General features: G+C 44.4%; 17 protein-coding genes. 11 read left to right on the top strand and 6 right to left on the bottom strand.

The window, feature by feature from the left end; translation table 11 throughout:
- Positions 1-234: 234 nt before the first annotated feature.
- Positions 235-1074: a fatty acid metabolism transcriptional regulator FadR gene (gene fadR, locus AB6E52_RS08905; RefSeq protein ID WP_017062161.1), complete on the top strand. Its 840-nt coding sequence runs from the start codon at positions 235-237 to the stop codon at positions 1072-1074.
- Between the two features lie 194 nt (positions 1075-1268).
- Here the strand turns inward: fadR and AB6E52_RS08910 are convergent, their stop codons facing one another.
- Positions 1269-1748, bottom strand: a complete 480-nt coding sequence (locus AB6E52_RS08910) for a DUF1456 family protein (RefSeq protein WP_010437231.1) — start codon at positions 1746-1748, stop codon at positions 1269-1271.
- Between the two features lie 221 nt (positions 1749-1969).
- The gene (gene metG / locus AB6E52_RS08915; RefSeq protein WP_017069184.1) at positions 1970-4030 is read right to left on the bottom strand and encodes a methionine--tRNA ligase; all 2061 of its coding nucleotides are present in this window, start codon (positions 4028-4030) and stop codon (positions 1970-1972) included.
- Between the two features lie 157 nt (positions 4031-4187).
- Between metG and apbC the strand changes: the two genes are divergently transcribed.
- The 3 genes from apbC (at position 4188) to AB6E52_RS08930 (ending at position 8408) form a co-directional block, all read left to right on the top strand.
- Positions 4188-5264 carry an iron-sulfur cluster carrier protein ApbC gene (gene apbC, locus AB6E52_RS08920; RefSeq protein ID WP_048613198.1) on the top strand — a complete coding sequence of 359 codons (1077 nt, stop codon included), beginning with the start codon at positions 4188-4190 and terminating at the stop codon, positions 5262-5264.
- Positions 5265-5521: 257 nt separating this feature from the next.
- Positions 5522-6163, top strand: coding sequence for a uridine kinase (gene udk / locus AB6E52_RS08925; RefSeq protein ID WP_004734002.1), 642 nt, complete (start codon positions 5522-5524; stop codon positions 6161-6163).
- 106 nt (positions 6164-6269) lie between these two features.
- Positions 6270-8408, top strand: coding sequence for an AsmA family protein (locus AB6E52_RS08930; protein WP_102321129.1), 2139 nt, complete (start codon positions 6270-6272; stop codon positions 8406-8408).
- A 223-nt stretch (positions 8409-8631) separates the two neighbouring features.
- On the opposite strand, the gene cobO is transcribed toward AB6E52_RS08930, so the two are convergent.
- On the bottom strand, positions 8632-9237 hold the full coding sequence (gene cobO / locus AB6E52_RS08935) for a cob(I)yrinic acid a,c-diamide adenosyltransferase (RefSeq protein WP_017062158.1): 606 nt from the start codon (positions 9235-9237) through the stop codon (positions 8632-8634).
- Between the two features lie 84 nt (positions 9238-9321).
- Between cobO and AB6E52_RS08940 the strand changes: the two genes are divergently transcribed.
- The gene (locus tag AB6E52_RS08940; RefSeq protein WP_017067202.1) at positions 9322-9771 is read left to right on the top strand and encodes a low molecular weight protein-tyrosine-phosphatase; all 450 of its coding nucleotides are present in this window, start codon (positions 9322-9324) and stop codon (positions 9769-9771) included.
- Between the two features lie 114 nt (positions 9772-9885).
- Here the strand turns inward: AB6E52_RS08940 and AB6E52_RS08945 are convergent, their stop codons facing one another.
- Together AB6E52_RS08945 and rne are read right to left on the bottom strand one after the other, a co-directional pair.
- Positions 9886-11433, bottom strand: a complete 1548-nt coding sequence (locus AB6E52_RS08945; RefSeq protein ID WP_017062156.1) for a SulP family inorganic anion transporter — start codon at positions 11431-11433, stop codon at positions 9886-9888.
- Between the two features lie 258 nt (positions 11434-11691).
- Positions 11692-14859: a ribonuclease E gene (gene rne, locus AB6E52_RS08950; RefSeq protein WP_102321128.1), complete on the bottom strand. Its 3168-nt coding sequence runs from the start codon at positions 14857-14859 to the stop codon at positions 11692-11694.
- 618 nt (positions 14860-15477) lie between these two features.
- Between rne and rluC the strand changes: the two genes are divergently transcribed.
- Positions 15478-16422 (top strand): 23S rRNA pseudouridine(955/2504/2580) synthase RluC, encoded by a 945-nt coding sequence (gene rluC / locus AB6E52_RS08955; protein WP_102321127.1) that lies wholly within the window; start codon positions 15478-15480, stop codon positions 16420-16422.
- 272 nt (positions 16423-16694) lie between these two features.
- Here rluC and AB6E52_RS08960 read toward each other — a convergent pair whose 3' ends face one another.
- Entirely contained in the window at positions 16695-17276 is a 582-nt protein-coding gene (locus AB6E52_RS08960) for a nucleoside triphosphate pyrophosphatase (protein WP_017067204.1), read from the bottom strand.
- 149 nt (positions 17277-17425) lie between these two features.
- On the opposite strand from AB6E52_RS08960, the gene yceD reads away from it, so the two are divergent.
- The 5 genes from yceD to fabD all read left to right on the top strand — a co-directional run bounded on the left by yceD (position 17426) and on the right by fabD (position 21154).
- The gene (yceD, locus tag AB6E52_RS08965; protein ID WP_017062153.1) at positions 17426-17953 is read left to right on the top strand and encodes a 23S rRNA accumulation protein YceD; all 528 of its coding nucleotides are present in this window, start codon (positions 17426-17428) and stop codon (positions 17951-17953) included.
- 35 nt (positions 17954-17988) lie between these two features.
- Complete coding sequence (gene rpmF / locus AB6E52_RS08970) at positions 17989-18159, top strand: 50S ribosomal protein L32 (RefSeq protein ID WP_004737376.1); 171 nt, start codon at positions 17989-17991, stop codon at positions 18157-18159.
- Positions 18160-18168: 9 nt separating this feature from the next.
- On the top strand, positions 18169-19194 hold the full coding sequence (gene plsX, locus AB6E52_RS08975; protein WP_017062152.1) for a phosphate acyltransferase PlsX: 1026 nt from the start codon (positions 18169-18171) through the stop codon (positions 19192-19194).
- 5 nt (positions 19195-19199) lie between these two features.
- Positions 19200-20150: a beta-ketoacyl-ACP synthase III gene (locus AB6E52_RS08980; protein WP_102321126.1), complete on the top strand. Its 951-nt coding sequence runs from the start codon at positions 19200-19202 to the stop codon at positions 20148-20150.
- 80 nt (positions 20151-20230) lie between these two features.
- Positions 20231-21154: an ACP S-malonyltransferase gene (gene fabD / locus AB6E52_RS08985; RefSeq protein ID WP_017630537.1), complete on the top strand. Its 924-nt coding sequence runs from the start codon at positions 20231-20233 to the stop codon at positions 21152-21154.
- Positions 21155-21169 lie beyond the last annotated feature (15 nt).

Genomic DNA, 21169 nt, shown 5'->3' on the forward strand with positions numbered 1-21169 from the left:
TATGACCAATCCCATTGATTTTAAAGAAAAATTGTTGTGTTAACGGTTTGTTTAAATGGTGGTTTAGAGTCGCTTGCTTTACAAACCTGAGGTGCAAACGTGTGCTGAACTTTAGAGTTATAACTCTAACGGTGTTTAGGGTGAGTAAAATTTTTGAGGGTGTTTCCGCTAGGTGTGAACTAGTGGTATGATGAGTAAATTAGAACAGAATAATTAAATTGGATTGAAGTGTAGATGGTCATTAAGGCGAAGAGCCCGGCAGGATTTGCAGAGAAGTATATCATTGAAAGTATTTGGAATGGCCGTTTCCCTCCAGGTTCTATCTTGCCCGCAGAGCGTGAGCTTTCTGAGCTGATTGGTGTTACACGTACTACGCTTCGTGAAGTACTACAACGTCTTGCTCGTGATGGTTGGTTGACAATCCAACATGGCAAACCAACTAAAGTTAACCAGTTTATGGAAACCTCAGGTCTTCATATCCTTGATACGCTAATGACGTTGGACGTTGATAACGCAAGCAAAATGGTAGAAGACCTGCTTGCTGCTCGTACTAATATCAGCCCGATCTTTATGCGTTATGCATTCAAAGCAAACAAAGAAGCTTCAGAGCGTACTATCAGTAACGTGATTGAATCTTGTGAAGCGCTACTTGCGGCACCAACTTGGGATGAGTTCCTAGAATCGTCGCCATACGCTGACAAGATCAAACAAGCGGTAAAAGAAGATTCAGAAAAAGATGAAGCGAAACGTCAGACGATCTTAATCGCGAAGACTTTCAACTTCTATGATTACATGCTTTTCCAACGTTTGGCATTCCACTCAGGCAACCAGATTTACGGCCTGATCTTTAACGGTGTGCGTAAACTTTATGACCGTATCGGTAGCTACTACTTCTCTAACCCAGAAGCACGACGTTTAGCGATGGACTTTTATAAAGAGTTGTTCATTATCTGTGAAAGTGGCGAGCGCGAAACTTTGCCATTAGTGATTCGTAACTACGGTATCGCAAGTGCACAAGTTTGGAATGAAATGAAAACGACATTGCCGACGAACTTCACTGAAGACGACAGCTAAGGCATAGGTTTACTATTGTTGTTCCTGTTTAGTCAGTGACGTAAAGAAAACGAAAAAGCGGCGAGATAATTCAATTATCTTGCCGCTTTTTATTTATCTGTCGTTACTAGAAAATTATCAGTGGGTCAGTTACTTACCTATGACGAGTAATTTATCTATGTGTAGCAACTTAAAATTTATCTAGGAGTAGTAACTTAACCCGCAAACTCTTCTGAGTCTGGACGGTTGGTAAATTGCACACCGTTTAGAAAATCGCAAAGTAGTTGGTCTTCACACACTTTGTAGTTTTTGTTTTCTGGCTTGCGGAAGTAAGCGCCGATTTCGTACTTGCTCAAGCTAATGCCAACCACTTCTAGTACGTCCAAAACATCTTCTGCTTTCATGTTTAATGCGATACGAAGCTTCATGAAGATCATGTTGTTCGTCAGTGCAACTTCAGGTTTAGGTTGCTCGCCTTCTTTTTTGCCACGCTTAAGGTTGATGAAACCATTTAGGAATACCGCTAACTCTTTATCTTTCATCTTAGAGCATGACTTGTCGTTGTCATCTTTTAGCCAGTTAATCACTTGGTCATGAGCAACAGTCACATCAGCTTGTTCGATAGCTTTGATGATTTGTGCATTTTTAAGGTTTAGTGCGTGTTGAATACGACGCAAGATTTCGTTGTTAGTCACTGGGGATTCCTAAAAAGGGTTTTAGAGTAAAGAGGTGTTGGTTTAGCCTATTTTTGTCGACGAACCAATTTCTACTCTACATAGCATAGTTGACGGCGACTCTAACAGAGAACGCTAATTTTCGGTAGATATAAAAAATCCCCAATGCTGATTAACTCTTTCAAGTCAAAAATGCATTAGGGATTTAGTGATGGGTGCTTGTTATCTGACTGGAGTCAGAATTACATTACACGCATACCAGGTTGAGCACCTTCGTGTGGCTCAAGGATCCATAGGTCGCTGCCGCCAGGGCCCGCTGCTAGGATCATGCCTTCAGACATACCAAACTTCATCTTACGAGGTTTTAGGTTTGCTACCATTACAGTTAGCTTGCCTTCTAGCTCTTCAGGTTTGTATGCTGATTTGATACCAGAGAATACTTGGCGAGTCTCACCACCGATGTCTAGTTGGAACTTCAGTAGTTTGTTCGCTTTTGGTACTTCTTCACAAGAGATGATACGAGCGATACGCATGTCTACTGCTGCAAAGGCATCGAACTCAATCTCGTCTGCGATTGGCTCTTTGTCTAGCTCAGTTTGGCTTGCTTGCTCTTTTTCAGTTTCTGCTTTTTCTTTCGCTGCTGCTTCAGCGGCTGCATCTTCTTTAGAAGACTCAACCATTGCTTCCACTTTCTTAGGGTCAATGCGGTTGAATAGCGCTTTGAACTTAGTGATCTCGTGATCAGTTAGCGGAGTAGCAATCGCTTCCCACGTTAGCTCTTCGTTTAGGAAAGCTTCAGTGCGAGCTGCAAGCTCTGGCATCACTGGTTTCAGGTAAGCCATCAGTACGCGGAATAGGTTAATACCTACAGAAGAAACTTGTTGAAGCTCAGCTTCTTTGCCTTCTTCTTTTGCAAGAACCCAAGGTGCTTTTTCGTCGATGTACTGGTTAGCTTTATCCGCTAGTGTAGTGATTTCACGGATAGCACGGCTGAATTCACGAGTTTCGTATAGCTCACCGATACGCTCAGCAGCAGCAACGAATTCGTTGTATAGCTCAGGCTCTGCAAATTCAGCAGCTAGCTTGCCTTCAAAACGCTTAGTAATGAAGCCAGCGTTACGAGAAGCTAGGTTAACAATCTTGTTTACTACGTCAGCGTTTACACGTTGAGTGAAGTCTTCAAGGTTAAGATCTAAGTCATCGATGCGGCTGTTTAGTTTCGCAGCGTAGTAGTAACGTAGACACTCAGGGTCTAGGTGGTTTAGGTACGTGCTTGCTTTGATGAATGTGCCTTTCGACTTAGACATCTTCGCACCGTTCACTGTTACGTAGCCGTGTACGAATACGTTGTTTGGCTTACGGAAACCTGCGCCGTCTAGCATTGCTGGCCAGAATAGGCTGTGGAAGTAAACAATGTCTTTACCGATGAAGTGGTAAAGCTCAGTTGTGCTGTCTTTCTTCCAGTATTCATCGAAGTTTAGATCGTCACGTTTGTCACATAGGTTCTTGAAAGAAGCCATGTAGCCAACAGGTGCGTCTAGCCATACGTAGAAGAACTTGTCTTTTTCGCCTGGGATTTCAAAGCCGAAGTAAGGTGCATCACGTGAGATATCCCACTGTTGCAGACCAGACTCAAACCATTCCTGCATTTTGTTTGCAGTTTCATTCTGTAGAGAGCCAGAACGAGTCCACTCTTTAAGCATGCTTTCGAACTGAGGTAGGTCGAAGAAGAAGTGCTCAGAGTCTTTCATTACTGGAGTTGCGCCAGAAACCGCTGATTTAGGGTTAATTAGCTCAGTTGGGCTGTATGTCTCACCACAGTTATCACAGTTATCACCATACTGGTCTTCTGCTTTACACTTAGGGCAAGTACCTTTTACGAAGCGGTCTGGCAGGAACATCTCTTTCTCAGGATCGAAAAGCTGAGAAATAGTGCGGCTAGAAATGAAGCCGTTCTTTTTAAGTTCTAAGTAGATGTGAGAAGCCAGTTCACGGTTCTCTTCGCTGTGTGTGCTGTGGTAGTTATCAAAGCTGATATCAAAGCCAGCGAAGTCTTTTTGGTGCTCTTCACTAACAGCAGCGATCATCTCTTCTGGCGTGATACCCATCTGTTGAGCTTTAAGCATAATTGGCGTGCCGTGAGCATCGTCAGCACAGATGAAGTTTACAGTGTTGCCACGTAGACGCTGGTATCGAACCCAGATATCAGCTTGGATATGCTCAAGCATATGGCCAAGGTGAATAGAGCCGTTAGCGTACGGAAGCGCACAAGTTACCAAAAGTTGTCTTGGATCAGTTGCCATACTTAATAATTCGCTTTTTTGATAGGTATAAATTTGAGAGGTAATACTACTTTATAACGTGTGATACGCCAAGGTATCAGACTAAGGATTCCCCTAGTTTTTTAGGGGTTCAGTCTTCATCTCGTGGGTGATAGCATAAATAAAAAAAGGAGTCCGAATGCGTAACTTTACTTCTAAGCAAGATTTCTGTTCATGGTTGAATGAGTTCGAGTCACCAATCCTCATCCCAGAGTGGGCGCTACACCAAAATATTGTATCGGTTGATCCGCGTGGATCATTTGTTATCACCTTACCTTTTGCCGCTAATCAGCTTGCGGTTGAATTGGAACAGTGGATTCACTCTCAGATTGAACAACAGCTTGTTAGCGCTTTTCAGTTTGAAGTGAAGGTGAAGCCGTCTGCGTTAGAAACCACGGTTGCGACACCATTGAAGGGGGTGAAGAACATCATCGCCGTGACATCTGCAAAGGGTGGGGTGGGTAAATCGACCACTTCAGTCAACCTTGCTTTGGCTTTATCTAAGTCTGGTTCAAAAGTGGGTTTGTTGGATGCGGATATCTATGGTCCTTCTGTACCTATGATGCTTGGCCAATTAGATGCGAAACCAGAAGTCCAGAATAACAAGTGGATGATGCCAATCGAAGCGCACGGTATTTTCACTCACTCTATCGGTTATCTTGTGTCGAAAGATGACGCTGCGATTTGGCGCGGTCCAATGGCGGCCAAGGCTTTAGGTCAGCTTGTTAACGAAACCGTATGGCCAGAGTTGGATTATCTAGTTATTGATATGCCACCGGGCACGGGCGATATTCAGCTGACGTTATCGCAACAGATCCCAGTGACCGGGGCTGTAGTGGTGACCACTCCTCAAGATTTGGCGCTAGCGGATGCACGTAAAGGCGTAGCGATGTTTGATAAGGTGAGTGTGCCAGTCGCAGGCTTAGTTGAAAACATGAGCTATCATATTTGTAGTCACTGTGGTGAGAAAGAGCATATCTTTGGTGCTGGTGGTGCCGAAGCTATGTCAGAAGAGTTTTACCTCGATATTTTGGCACAGATCCCTCTTCATATTGATGTGCGAGAAGATATCGATGCAGGTTGCCCGACGGTGATTCGTCGTCCAGATAGTGAACATACACGTCACTACTTAGAGCTTGCAGAGAATGTGGCTGCGAAGATGTTCTGGACCGGCAAGGCGAGACCAGAAGCGATTAACTTTTCTTTGGTTGAATAGCGAAAGATAATCAAAAAGTTGTGTTAATCATATTGGATTAGATAAATAGCGGTTGGATTTAGGCTGATAGCCATTGGGGTTGTGCAAATAGTTGTAGGCAAGTTATTTGAAAGCAAACGATTGCATTCATTAAATGCATTGATATCATCAATTTGACTGCAATTAGCTAAAATGGCGACTAGAATCTATGTGCTTTAGCCCCTATAATCAGGCGGTTTATCTCTTCCCACCACCAAACCATATCGGGTGCAAAATTAATGTCTGATAATAATCAATGTGTCATCGTAGGTATCGCTGGCGCTTCAGCTTCAGGAAAAAGTCTGATTGCTAGTACAATTTATAATGAATTGCGCGAAAAAGTAGGCGACCATCAAATTGGTGTTATCACGGAAGATTGCTATTACAGCGACCAAAGCCACTTGAGTATGGAAGAGCGTGTTAAAACTAACTACGATCACCCAAATGCACTAGATCATGATCTTTTATGTGAACATCTACAGCAGCTAATGAGTGGCAACGCCGTAGAAGTTCCTGAATACAGCTACACAGAGCACACACGTACTTCTGAAACGACTACACTTACTCCAAAGAAAGTGATCATTTTAGAGGGTATTCTGCTTCTAACAGACCCGCGTCTTCGTAAACTAATGCACGCAAGTGTGTTTATGGATACACCATTAGACATCTGTCTATTACGCCGTGTTAAGCGTGATGTAGAAGAGCGTGGTCGTACAATGGACACTGTACTTAAGCAATACCAAGAAACAGTACGTCCAATGTTCATGCAGTTTATCGAGCCTTCAAAACAACATGCAGACATCATCGTTCCTCGTGGTGGTAAAAACCGTATTGCGATTGATGTGCTAAAAGCGCACATTGCGAAGTTGTTGAAGTCTTAATCGAATAAAATTTTGCCTAAGTGACTCACTTAGCTTTATTTTTTACCGAATCAGTGGCACTTTTATAGTGCCACTTTCTTTTGGAATCTAAGCAAGGAATATGCGGATGAAGAAACTACTCATTTTCATAGCTGTACCAGTGTTTGTTGTCGTTGCAGCAATTCTGGCACTAGTGCTGTTAGTGAATCCCAACCAATTTAAGCCATTAATTGTCGAACAAGCCCAAAAACACACAGGCCTAGAGCTAGTGATCGAGGGTGATATCAGCTGGCAATTCTTCCCATCCATTGGCTTTGAACTTGGTCAAACTGAATTACGCAACCCTGAAGGTTTTACGCAACCTAACCTATTTAAGGTTGATACCGTTGGCGTTGACGTTTCGGTTACTCCGCTATTTAGCAACCAACTAGAGATCGGCAACATTACTCTAGATGGTGCAGAATTCTATTTAGAAACGCTTAAAGATGGTCGCAAGAACATTGATGCACTAACGCAAGCGTCAGCGCCTCAAGAATCTGAGCCTGCAGCAGGCACAAGTTCTGAATCAGCGCCTGCCCCTCAAGAGCAAACTACCACAGACGCATCGGGTTGGACGATCAACCTTGCAGGCGTAACTGTATCAAACGCATTGTTTGAAATGGACGACAAGCAAGCGGGTTCATTCACTAAGCTATACGATGTGTCTTTGAATCTTTCTGAGTTTGCCGTTGATACATGGACAACCGCGACATTTGCGGCTTCTGGTGAGAACAATCAACAGAAGTTCTCTGCACAAGGCAGTGCAGAATTCAAATTAGCTGAAGGCTTTGCAAGTTACGCACTTCGTAATATCGACTTAAACGCTAAGTTCAATGATCCAGCGACGTCGATTGAGTCAGCAAAAATTGGCTTGAATACGTTTGAGTTCGATAAGGTAAACCAACTGACTTACGCTGTAATCGGTAATGCAGCTGGCCTTGACCTTGATCTTAAAGGTGGCGGTGAACTTACTGTTGATAGCGCGATTTCAAAAGTAACGCTGAACAAGTTAACGTTAGACTCAACATTCAAAGGCGACACGCTTCCTCAGTCTCCAATGAAAGTCGACATGCTGTCTGACTTAAGCTTCGATCTTAACAAGAGCCACCTGAGCTTTGTGTTAGAGAAGCTACAAGCTAACGCTATTGCATTAGACGGTAAAGCAGACGTAATCCTATCTGAAATACCAAAGGTTCGTTTCTCTCTTCATAGCCCGAATATTGATTTAGATGAATTCTTAGGCTTAGGCAATACAACAGAAACAGCGAGCACAGCGCCTTCTGGTTCTGCTGGTGGTTCAACGTCAAGTTCTGGTAGTTCAGATCCAGCTAAAGAAGTGGAACCTGATCTGTCGGCTCTGAAAACGTTAGACGTGAAAGGTGACATCACGATTGATAAGTTCAAGGCGAACAACGCGAAGATGCAGAATGTTAAAACCGCATTTTCGGTTAACCGTGGTATCGCAGAGCTAACCTCATTCACCTCGAATCTTTACCAAGGTTCTATTTCTGCTACTGCAAAGTTAGACGCTCGTAAAACACCAGCGACTTACACGGCTAAGAAGAAAATCAAAGGCGTGAAAGTACAACCGTTACTGGTTGATGTTGCAGATAACGATATGCTGGAAGGTACCGGTAATATTGATGTCAACGTGAAAGGTAAGAGTCTAACTCCGACGGGTATCAAGAAAAACCTAGTCGGTACTATCGCGATTAACTTTGAAGATGGTGCAGTTAACGGCATCAACGTAGCTCAACTGATTCGAGAAAACTACGCTAAGATCAAGGGCGAGAAAGTTGAAAGCACAAATGAAGCTCAAAAAACGGACTTCAGTGCAATGAAAGCGACACTGAAGGTCGACAAAGGTTGGGTTTCAACGAACGACTTATCGGCACAGTCACCACTGCTACGCGTGACAGGTCAAGGTAAAGCAAACTTCATTAATGAAACGGTCGACTTCCTTGTACGTACATCGATTGTTGGTTCGCTTGAAGGTCAGGGCGGTAAGAACATTGATGACCTGAAAGATGTGACTATCCCAATTAAGGTAACAGGTCAGTGGGCAGCCCCGAAATTTGCACTTGTTTTTGATGATGTATTGAAACAGAAAGCACAGAAAGAAATTGATCGTGGTTTAGAAAAGTTAGACGAAAAGTACGGTGACAAGATCAAAGATGAGAAAACAAGAGACGCAGTAAACGGTCTACTAAAAGGTTTGTTTAACTAGTCTTCATCTCATTTAAAAATGAACAAAGCGCCACTCCTGTTGTAGGAATGGCGCTTTTTATTTTTGGCTCGATAATACTCAAGAGAGATTCCCTATGACACTCGTCCCTCGCTCTAGGGAATGACGATAGGCCGTCGTCCTTTGTTCAAGAGCGTAACGGCCTAGTGGTCGTCATCCTCGAGAGGGAAGAATGACCGAGTCGGGGATCTCTGGTTGAAGGTGATTACCAGTCAACGCCTTGTAGCGCTTTAACACCAGATTCAAAAGCGTGTTTCACATTGCGAACTTCAGATACTGTATCTGCTATCTCAGTAAGAGTACGGTGCGCGCCACGACCTGTAATGATGACAGACTGCATCTTCGGGCGGTTATTCAACGCCTCAACCACTTCATCGAGTTCGATGTAACCGTAGCTAACCATGTAAGTCAGTTCATCAAACAGAATCACATCGATCGACTCATCAGCCAGCATGCGTTGGCACTCTTTCCATACACGCTGCGCAGCTTCAATATCTTGCGCTTTGTTCTGAGTTTCCCAAGTAAAGCCTGTGCCCATGACTTGGAACTCGACATCAAGCTTTTGCAGAACGTTTTTTTCGCCGTTATCCCAGGTACCTTTAACAAACTGAGCAACGGCGCATTTCTTACCATGACCAACTGCACGTGTAATCGTACCAAAACCGGATGTTGATTTACCTTTACCGTTCCCCGTGATGACCAGCAATAGGCCTTTTACTTCTTGTGCTGCAGCGACACGTGCATCGACTTGTTCTTTTACTTTCTGTTGTCTTGCTTTGTGGCGTTGTTCTTTGTTGTCTTCAGTCGACATAACAAATCCTTTTAAGTTGTGATTGCGTCTATCATAGCCTAACTTAACGATAGCAAAAACCATCGGAAGAACAGGTGATTAGGGATGAAAAAGATACTCGTAGTTTGTATGGGGAATATTTGCCGCTCGCCAACAGGTGAAGCGGTGCTAAGGAAGAAAGCGCAACAGCTGGATATTGATGTTGTGGTCGACTCTGCGGGGACGATTGGTTTTCATCAAGGCAACCCGCCAGACTCGCGATCCAAATCTGCAGGAGAGAAGCGAGGCTACAGCTTTAAGGGGATTACTTCTCGTAAAGTGGTAGATAATGACTTCGAAGAATTTGACCTGATACTCGCGGCCGATAGGGCGAATTTAGACGACTTAATGAGCCAATGCCCAGTTCACCTCCAATACAAGCTCGCATTATTTTTGAGTTTTGGAGAGTCACAATATCAAGAGATCCCCGATCCGTATTATGGTGAGGGAAATGGTTTTGAATTGGTGTTGGATTTAATCGAAGAGTCTAGCGAAGCGATACTGCGTTCGATGTAGTGTAGGAACAATGTACGTCGTTTTGTTATCAGCGTAAGGGCTGACCGAGAGGTATAAAAAAGGCCGACATTGAATGTCGGCCTCTCTAAATCTAACTTAAAGCTACAGCTAAGATTACTTAGACATTACTTTGTAGATTGGGTCTTCTGCAACGTTCGCTTCAACTAAGCTACCTGCTTTGTGCAGCATAGCAACACAGTCTTGGCTTAGGTGGCGAAGGTGAAGTGTTTTACCTAGCGCCGCGTAACGGTCAGCAATCGTGTCGATCGCTTCAATTGCAGAGTGGTCAGTCACGCGTGAGTTTGCGAAATCAACGATTACATCTTGTGGATCGTTGTATGCGTCAAACAACTCTAGGAAGTTAGCCGTTGAACCAAAGAAGATTGGGCCGTTAACTTTGTACTCTTTTGAGCCTTCAGCGTTTACTGATGTATCTGCGTAGATGTGTTTAGCATGTTGCCAAGCAAACATTAGCGCAGAAGCGACAACACCAACACCTACTGCCACAGCAAGATCAGTCAGTACTGTTACTACGGTAACAAGAACGATAACGAAGAAGTCTTGTTTAGGAACGCGACGCGCAAGCTTGAAGGTTGCCCATTCAAATGTGCCGATAACAACCATGAACATTACGCCCACAAGTGCTGCTAGAGGAATCATTTCAATCAGTGCAGAACCGAACAGGATGAACATCAGTAGTGCAACTGCGGCGACGATACCTGAAAGACGACCACGACCACCTGAGTTTACGTTGATCATCGATTGACCGATCATCGCACAACCACCCATCGCACCGAATACAGAACACGTTACGTTAGCCATACCTTGACCAACACATTCACGGTTAGATTGACCACGAGTGTTTGTCATTTCGTCTAGTACTGTCAGTGTCAGCAGAGATTCAATCAGGCCGATAGCCGCAAGGATAATTGCGTAAGGCAGGATGATCTGTAGTGTATCTAAAGAAAACGGAACAGCAGGAATTGAGAATGTTGGAAGAGAGCCCGCTAGCGTAGCAGCTTCGTCACCAGACATTGTACGTAGGAAGTCGACAACAGTGCGAGTTTCAAGGTCAAGACCCACAACCAAAGCCGTTACTGTAACAATAGCAACTAATGAAGATGGTACTGCTGTTGTTAGCTTAGGTAGGAAGTGGATGATAGCCATTGTAAGGGCTACTAGACCTAGCATTAGTGTCATTTGACCGCTTGGTAACCAAGTCAACGCACCTGTTACGTCTGGCGCTTTAAATTGACCAAGTTGAGCTAGGAAGATAACAATGGCCAAACCGTTCACGAAACCAATCATTACTGGGTGTGGAACGATACGGATAAATTTACCTAGTTTAAATACACCTGCTGCAATTTGCAGAAGGCCAGCCAGCATAACGGCTGCGAATAGGTATTGAACACCATGGGTTGCCACTAGGCTCACCATTACAACGGCCATTGCGCCGGTTGCGCCAGAAATCATACCTGGACGGCCGCCAAAGACAGAAGTGATTAAACCTACGATGAATGCTGCATAAAGACCAACCATTGGGTCAACGCCAGCAACAAAGGCGAATGCTACAGCTTCAGGTACCAGAGCCAGGGCTACTGTAAGACCTGAAAGCACGTCATTCTTTACAGAGTGCTTTGAAAATTGTGGGAATTCGAACATGTTTGCTCAGCTATGCTTAAGATGGATTTACCGACACGGGTGTATTGCGTAGCCAAACAGTGATGGAAAAGAGCGGCAATAGCGAAGTGTCGAAAAGATAAGTGCGCGAATGCTACCCAAAAATGTGATTAAGTTCAAGGTTGAACCTAACTTTGAGTAATATATCTGTTAATTTTTATTCGATTAGTAGATATGAAAAAGGCTGCTTTAATAAGCAGCCTTTGATTCTATTTACTCGCGATTACCTATCAGTAATCACTAGTAGTTTGGCTTAGTCATCGCCGCGCCAGCTTTGTTCGACGCTGCCTGACTGCCTGCACCTTTCGATACAAAACGTTCAGTGCGGAACGGAGCTGCAATCACTTCAATCTCTTTGATCTCTTGAGGACCAGGAGCTTTAGTCATTGGTGAACCGGCTTGCTTCTTAGCAACAGCTGCCTTTGGTGCCGCTTTAGGAGCTTCTGCTTTAACAACAGGTGCTTCTTCAACTTTTGCACTTTCAGCTTTAGGCGCTTCAGCTTCAACAACTGGTGTTGCTTCTGCTTGCACAGCTTCTGCTACAACAGGCGCTTCAACTTTCGTCGCTTCTGCAATCACTGGAGCTTCAACTTTCGCGGTTTCAACAACCACTGGTGCTTCTTCAACGACTGCAGGAGCTTCAACTACAGCAGGAGTCTCAGCTACTTGAGCTTCAACAGCAGCATCTTCACGACGGATGATAACTTTACCCATTGCAAGCTCTGGACATGCGAAGCCGCCAGTCATTGCTACGTTGCTTTGTTGTGCCGTCTCTAGAGCAACATTCTGCTCTTGAACAGATGTTTGATCTTCAGCTGCTACTTGAACTTCAGCCACTTCAGGCTTTGCCTGCTTGTGGTGAGGTTTTGGAATGAAGCGAGGCATCACTTTACCCATAGCCATCTCTGGAGAAGCTACACCACCTTTACGTAGGCGGAATGGGTTAGGGCGACGATCACGACCGCGACGACGACGTTGACCACTTGCACGTAGGTGACGTGGAGAACGACGGTTACGACGTTGTTTCGGCTCTTCCTGTTCAGTTTGCTCTGCATTCGCTTGAGTTGCTTCTACTTGTTCCGCAACTTTTTGCTCTTGAGCTACTGACTGTTCTTTTGAAACAGATAGTTCTTTAGCAGCAACCTGCTCTTTTGAAGCGTTATCTTCAGCTTGAGCTTGTTGGTCTTTAACACGAACTTGCTTGTTCAGTTTACGACGCTGACGACGCTCTTTAATCTTAGCTGCTTTCGCTTCAGGTTTAGCCTTAGGCGCTTCCGGTTTACCAGCTTGTGCTTCTGCTGCTAGCTGTAGACCTTCTTCTGCTAATTTAGATGGTGCTTGCTCTTCGCGTTGCTTCTGCTCATCACGTGGCTTGTTGCGACGGTCTTGCTTAGGCTTGCGAGGCTGACGAGTTTGCTGTGGAGCTGCTTCTTTTTGCTCTTCAGGCTTCTCATCACGAGCTGGCTTACGGCGGCGTTTGTTGTCACGGTTTTCGTTACGATTGTCACCACGTTCACCACGGTCGTTACGCTGTTCGCCACGCTCACCACGTTGGTTACGACGACGGTTATCGTTACGATCACGGCGTTGACGGTTGCCGTTGTTACGATTGTTTTTAGGTTTTTCTTCTTCTTTCTTCTCTTCTTCTTTTTTCTCTTCTTGAGTTGAAGAGCCAAATAAGAAGCTACCGATAGCTTTGAAGAAACGACCAATTAGGCCTGGTTCTTGAGTCGCTGCTGGTTCAGCTTTCTTCTCTTCTACAGCTTTAGGTGCTGGAGCAGGAGTTGGTGCTGATTGAGCAGGAGCTGCGAAGCCTTTCAGAGCAGGTTCTTCGATCTTCTTAGGACGAATAGTCTGTTCAGCAGGCTCTTTGCTTTCCGCTTCTTTTAGAGCTTCTAGCTTGTTAGGCAGCAAGTAAGATAGTAGATCGAACTCTTCACCTTCACGAACACGGATAACCTCAAAATGCGGCGTTTCCATGTCTGAGTTAGGAACAACAGTGATCTTAACTTCTTGGTTCTTCTCGATGTGGTTTACTGAGCGACGTTTTTCGTTCAGAAGGTAAGAAGCGATTGGAACAGGCACAACAGCAAGTACTTGTGCTGTGTTGTCTTTTAGAGCTTCTTCTTCAATCAAACGTAGAACAGAAAGTGCTAGAGATTCGTTATCACGAACAACACCAGTACCTGTACAACGAGGACAAATGTGGTGGCTTGCTTCTGCTAGTGATGGGCTCAAACGTTGACGAGACATCTCTAGAAGACCAAAGCGAGAAATACGACCAATCTGAACACGTGCGCGATCTAAACGAACGGCATCACGTAGACGGCTTTCTACTTCGCGTTGGTGGCGAACCGGGGTCATATCGATAAAGTCGATTACAACAAGACCACCTAGGTCACGTAGACGTAATTGACGTGCAATTTCATCGGCAGCTTCTAGGTTAGTGTTAAGTGCTGTTTCTTCAATATCGCCGCCCTTTGTTGCACGAGCAGAGTTGATATCGATAGAAGTCAGTGCTTCTGTTGGGTCGATTACGATAGAACCACCAGATGGAAGACGAACTTCACGTTGGAAAGCAGATTCGATCTGGCTTTCAATCTGGTAATGGCTGAATAGTGGCACTTCACCATCGTATTTCTTAACGCGATTCATGAAATCTGGGCGTATTAATTGAATGTGCGCTTGTGCACGTTCAAAAATAGTATTGCTGTCGATTAGAATCTCGCCAATATCACGACGTAGGTAGTCACGAATTGCGCGAACAATAACGTTACTCTCTTGGTGAATTAGGAAAGGAGCTGTATTTGAATCAGAAGCTTGCTTGATAGCGCCCCAATGGTTCAATAGAACATTCAGGTCCCACTCTAGCTCTTCTGCGCTTTTGCCAACACCCGCTGTACGCACGATTAAGCCCATACCTTGAGGAAGCTCAAGAGTGCTTAATGCTGCTTTCAGTTGAGTGCGTTCATCACCTTCGATACGACGAGAAATACCGCCAGCACGAGGGTTATTAGGCATAAGAACTAAGTAACTACCAGCCAAAGAGATGAAAGTTGTCAGTGCAGCACCTTTGCTACCACGTTCTTCTTTCTCTACTTGTACGATTACTTCTTGGCCTTCTTTTAGCACTTCTTTAATGCTAGGACGGCCTTGGTATGTATAACCTTCAGGGAAGTATTCGCGGGCAATTTCTTTAAGAGGGAGGAAACCGTGACGTTCTGCGCCGTAATCAACGAATGCCGCTTCTAGGCTTGGTTCAATACGGGTAATACGTCCTTTGTAGATATTCGCTTTCTTTGACTCGTGACCTGGACTTTCGATATCTAGATCGAACAGTCGTTGGCCATCAACCAAAGCGACACGCAACTCTTCTTTTTGAGTTGCGTTAATTAACATTCTTTTCATTTAGAAGTTCTCATTGTCTTTTCTTATTTTCATCATTGTTCTTATCGCTTTATTTCGTTTCTCATGGTGCCAGATCCCATGGCTTTATCGGTGCAGCCTCCCGGCTGGAGAGGGATGCTCTGGGGCACGTCAGTCATCATAGGGAGTTAGCCTATGATCCGCGATGTGGCGGTGAATACTCAACATGAGTGTACGTGAGTAGAGCGATAAGGAACTCAGTTGACCGTGTCTTACGCCGATTGCAGCACTGTCTAATCTGAGTTATCTACTCATTTACTTGCTTATGAATGGTTAGCTGTTTAAATAATAGTCAAACCACTGATAGCAGCTGTGAACTATAGCAGCGGTCGGTAAACACAGCAATCTGCTTTGTCGGAATGCTGTAAAAAAAACAGTTTTTGTTTGGGTTTTGATAGCTCTAACTCACTGTCTATAAATAATTTATCAATTGATATTTTAATTTGCAGGAATCTTGGTGCTTTTTTGTTCGAAGAATCAAAGAAATATAGAACTTCGGCGACCATTTTGGGATAGATCGGTAAGGATTAGGGATAAATAAGTTCGGAATAGGGCTAAGAAAATCTCAATTATCAAAAGTGACAGTGATACAATAACGCAATGAGCGAAATTAGAACCCAAGTCCAATTCGTCGACATTGACGAAGATATGGCTGGTCAGCGTATTGATAACTTCTTACGCAACCAATTAAAAAACATCCCGAAAAGCATGATTTACCGAATCGTGCGTAAAGGCGAAGTCCGCGTAAATAAAAAACGCATTAAGGCTGAGTACAAACTAAAAGCTGGCGATTTAGTTCGTATCCCTCCGGTTACTATTGAAGAGAAAACAGAAGAGAACGTGCCGAGCACGAAACTCAACAAGGTTTCAGAATTAGAACAGTGCATCATTTATGAAGATGATCACATGCTAATTCTTAACAAACCGTCTGGCACTGCTGTTCATGGTGGTAGCGGATTAAAATTTGGCGCGATTGAAGCATTACGTGCTCTTCGCCCTGATGCTCGTTTTCTTGAATTAGTGCACCGTATCGATAGAGATACGTCTGGCATTTTGCTTGTTGCTAAGAAGCGCTCGGCGCTAAGACACCTTCAAGCACAGTTCCGTGAAAAAACGGTTCAAAAATACTACTTCGCTTTAGTTATGGGCGAATGGAAGAACAGCTGCAAAGTCGTCAACGCACCTTTGTTGAAAAATGAAGTGAACAGCATTGTTCGAGTTAACCCGAATGGTAAAGCTTCTGAAACCCGTTTTAAGGTTTTAGAAAAATTCCAAGAGGCGACGTTGATTCAAGCAAGCCCAATTACAGGCCGAACACACCAAATTCGTGTGCACGCTCAGTATACTGGTCACCCAATTGCTTGGGATGATCGCTACGGTGATTGTCGTTTTGACGCTTACACGGGTAAGGTTGGTCTTGATCGTCTGTTCCTACATGCAGCAAACATCAAGTTCACACACCCAGGTAGTGAAGAGAAGATGGATATCTCGGCGCCAATGGAAAGAAGGCTAGAGAAAGCCCTAACTGGTTTACGTAAGCTTTAAGAAGATACGAGATACGAGATACGAAGGTATAGAGTGCCTCTAAATTTGTTCTTCAGTATCCATAAATGAGAAAGGTTGACGAATATCGTCAACCTTTTTTGTTTTCATCTGTTGTAGAAGATCCCCAAGTCGCTCGTTCCTCGCTCTTGAGGATGACGACTTTTTAAAATCACGCTCTATATCATTAGTTGGTTAGATAAAATTGCGTGTTCCGCCATTCCCTAGACTGACGAAGGAAGGAGTAGGGATCTCTAACAAAGAGAGCGTATCCGTTATAGTACACCCATTCCTTGCGCTTCTAACATATCGACTAGATCGATCAGCGGTAAGCCGATCAAAGTATTTGGGTCTTTCCCTTCCATCTGTTTAAACAACGCGATGCCTAACCCTTCACACATAAAGCTACCTGCGCAGTAATAAGGCTGCTCTTTCTCAACATAACTAATGATCTGTTGCTTAGTTAAATCGCGGAAATGCACTACAAAGGTGTCGAGACGCGTGTCAGCTTCATTGGTTTCGTTGTTCCAAACCGAAAGCCCAGTATAAAAAGTAATGCTCTTGCCGCTTTGACGAGATAACTGCTCGATCGCTTTTTCTCGAGTGTGAGGCTTACCAATGATCTCTCCATCAATTACGCAAACCTGATCAGAACCAATGACTAAGCTAGGTTGCTCCACAACACAAGACTTAGCTTTGGTCTCAGCAAGACGCATCACTAACTGTTGTGGTGTCTCTTCTGGAAGCGGCGTTTCATCGCAGTCTGGCTTGGCTGTAATGAAGCTTAACTGTAGTTTTTTGAGGATCTCTTGCCTAAATGGTGATGTAGAGGCTAAAACTAGTTGGTAATTTCTCATTTTAATTTACAATTCAAGGAAGCATTTATCTCAGGATAACGTAACTTGTCCTGCTATTCATAATGCTCTGAATAGGAAAGGCAGGAAAGTACATTTTTTTTGCCATTTCCTTTGACTAAACACGATTTGGAAGATAAGATTCGCGCCCTATGCAAAAGGAAAAAATACCGCGTACAGTTGATCCGGCAAGAACGGCTCAAAAACGACTCGATATGGATGGTATCATCCAGGTCAGTCTTTTGAAGCGTTTAACTGAAGCAACTGAAGGCGTAAAACGTGACGCGCAAGTCTCAATGTCATTTGGGCTTGATGAACAACGATTAGTCGTTATCTCTGGTAAAGCTAACGTCGAAGTCGATTTAGAGTGTCAACGTTGTAATGAGGTTTTCGCACATGAGTGCGATGTCCAATTTACTTATACTCCTGTTTACAGTGAGAAAAGTGAAGAGGAAGCACCGGAAGAGTACGATTTGGTAGATCTGAACGAGTACGGTGAGTTAGACCTGATTCAATTAGTTGAAGACGAGTTCATCCTTGGATTGCCACAAATAGCAATGCACGACGATGCGAAATGTAGCGTTAACTCAAATAACTTGGTGTTTGGTGAACTTCCTGAAGAAATTGAGGAAGACAAAAAGCCGAATCCATTTGATGTTTTAAAAAGCTTAAAGAAGTAATTGCTTCTTTAAGAATTTACATAGGAGTAGGGTCAATGGCCGTACAAAAGAGCAAGAAATCACGTTCAATGCGTGGCATGCGTCGTTCACACGATGCGCTAACTACAGCTGCACTTTCTGTAGACGCAACTTCAGGTGAAACTCACCTACGTCACAACGTGACTGCCGAAGGTTTCTACCGCGGCAAAAAGGTTATCAACAAGTAAGGTTGACCTTTGCAAAATCTAACCGTTGCGCTTGATGCAATGGGCGGGGACTTCGGTCCTCGTGTAACAGTGCCTGCCGCCGTGCAGGCACTGTCGTATTTCCCAGAGCTAAAAGTCATTCTAATAGGTGATCGAAACGCGATCACATCTCAATTATCTTCATTAGGTCGAATGCCTGATTCTCGTTTGAGTATCCAGCATTGTGATCGAGTCATTTCCAATTCTGAAAAACCTTCACTAGCCTTACGTAATAGTCAGGGTAGCTCTATGCGTGCCGCTATCGATCTGGTTGCCGAATCACAGGCTGATGCTTGTGTGAGTGGTGGCAACACTGGCGCTCTGATGGCTTTATCCCGTTTCAGACTCAAGCTTCTTCCCGGTATTGATAGGCCTGCATTGGTTTCAGCTTTGCCTACTGCATCCGGAAATCGCACATGGATGCTTGATTTAGGGGCGAACGTTTCTAGTGACGCAGATTCACTCTTTCAGTTTGCTGTCATGGGCAGTGCATTAGCAGAACAACATTTAGGTCGCGCACCACGTGTCGCTATCTTGAATATCGGTGCAGAAGAAATTAAAGGCAATGACCTTGTAAAACGATGCGCTGAAATGTTGTCTAATACTCAGTCTGTGAACTTCATAGGCTATATTGAAGGTAATCAATTACTTCAAGATGCTGCTGATGTCGTCGTATGTGATGGTTTTGTGGGCAATGTCTGCTTAAAAACGTGCGAAGGTACGGCTCAGCTCTTTATTGATAAGCTAAAAACGCGCATGATGGCTTCAACAATAAAGGGTTGGATAGCCAGAATGCTGTTTTCTGAGCTATTTACTGAATTAAAAACCTTGAACCCCGACCAGTATAACGGCGCAAGTTTGTTAGGATTGCGCGGCATTGTCATTAAAAGTCATGGAAGTGCTGATGTGTCTGCAGTCGTCAACGCGATTGGTGAAGCAGTACACGAGGTCAAACGACAAGTCCCCAGCCGCATTAGCGATCGTTTGGAAGCGGTTTTACTCGAGAGGCATTATTAGTCTTCATGTATAGCAAAATTTTAGGTACTGGCAGCTACTTGCCATCTCAGGTGCGTACTAACGCAGACTTAGAGAAAATGGTAGAGACTAGCGATGAGTGGATCGTTGCTAGAACTGGTATTAAAGAGCGTCGTATTTCAGCGGAAAACGAAACCGTTGCTGATATGGCGTTTTACGCTGCTGAAAATGCCATTGAAATGGCAGGTATCGACAAAGAAGAGATTGATTTAATCATCGTTGCGACAACCAGCAGTAGCCACACATTCCCGTCTTCGGCATGTCAGGTACAAGGCAGGCTTGGTATCAAAGGCTGCCCTGCGTTTGATTTGGCTGCGGCGTGTTCTGGTTTTGTCTACGCACTGTCTGTTGCTGATCAACACATCAAGACTGGCATGTGTAAGAACGTTTTGGTAATTGGTGCTGATGCACTGTCAAAAACCTGTGATCCGACTGACCGCTCTACTATCATCCTATTTGGTGATGCAGCAGGCGCGGTGGTTGTTGGCGCAAGCGAAGAGCCAGGTATTTTGTCTACTCATATTTACTCTGATGGTAAGTACGGTGAGCTTCTAAGTCTAGAAGTACCAGAGCGCGGCGGTGATGCAGACAAATGGCTGCACATGGCGGGCAACGAAGTATTTAAAGTGGCGGTAACTCAGCTTTCTAAGCTAGTTAAAGACACCTTAGCGGCGAACAATATGGATAAGTCAGAGCTTGATTGGTTAGTTCCACACCAAGCGAACTACCGTATTATCTCGGCTACCGCTAAAAAGCTGACGATGTCGCTTGATCAAGTAGTGATTACTCTTGATAAGCACGGCAACACGTCAGCAGCTACCGTACCAACGGCCCTAGATGAGGCTGTTCGCGACGGGCGAATTAAACGTGGTCAAACGCTTCTACTTGAAGCATTTGGCGGCGGCTTCACTTGGGGGTCTGCGTTAGTTAAATTCTAACCCCAAGCGATAATCAACAAACAAGGCACATAACTTATGTGCCTTATTCAATTTTTTGCTTTGCTTAAAGGAAAATTACAATGAGCAAGTTTGCTATCGTATTCCCAGGCCAAGGCTCTCAAGCTATCGGTATGCTTGCTGACCTAGGCGAACAGTATGATGTTGTAAAACAGACATTTGCTGAAGCTTCAGAAGCACTTGGTTACGATCTATGGGCATTGGTTCAAGATGGTCCAGTAGAAAATCTAAATGAAACTTTTCGCACTCAACCGGCTCTACTAACAGCGTCTGTTGCAATTTGGCGTGTATGGCAAGAGCTTGGCCTAGAGCAACCTGTAAATCTAGCAGGTCACAGCCTAGGTGAGTACTCTGCACTTGTATGTGCTGGCGTTATCGACTTTAAAGAAGCGATCAAGCTGGTTGAATTGCGTGGTCAATTGATGCAAGAAGCGGTTCCTGCAGGTGTTGGCGCAATGTACGCAATCATCGGTCTAGACGATGAAGCGATTGCTAAAGCGTGTGAAGAAGCTGCGCAAGACGAAGTTGTGTCTCCAGTTAACTTTAACTCTCCTGGCCAAGTTGTTATCGCGGGTAACAAAGCGGCAGTAGAGCGTGCTGGTGCACTTTGTAAAGAAGCGGGCGCTAAGCGTGCACTTCCGTTACCTGTTTCAGTGCCGTCTCACTGTGCACTGATGAAGCCAGCAGCAGACAAGCTAGCAGTGGCTCTAGAAGCTCTAGAGTTCAACACGCCGGCATTGCCTGTTATCAATAACGTTGATGTTATTGCTGAAACAGACCCTGCAAAAATTAAAGACGCACTTGTTCGTCAGCTGTACAGCCCAGTTCGTTGGACTGAAGGCGTACAAGCGATGAATGAGCAAGGCGTTGAGAAGCTACTTGAATTAGGCCCTGGTAAAGTTCTTACTGGTCTAACAAAACGAATCGTAAAAACTATGACAGCTGCTGCAGTTAATGACACTGCATCACTAGAAGCTGCTAAGTAAATAACCACTTAATAG

Origin of the sequence: Vibrio sp. 10N.247.311.13 (assembly GCF_041467595.1) — a bacterium.
Taxonomy (GTDB): domain Bacteria; phylum Pseudomonadota; class Gammaproteobacteria; order Enterobacterales; family Vibrionaceae; genus Vibrio; species Vibrio crassostreae_C.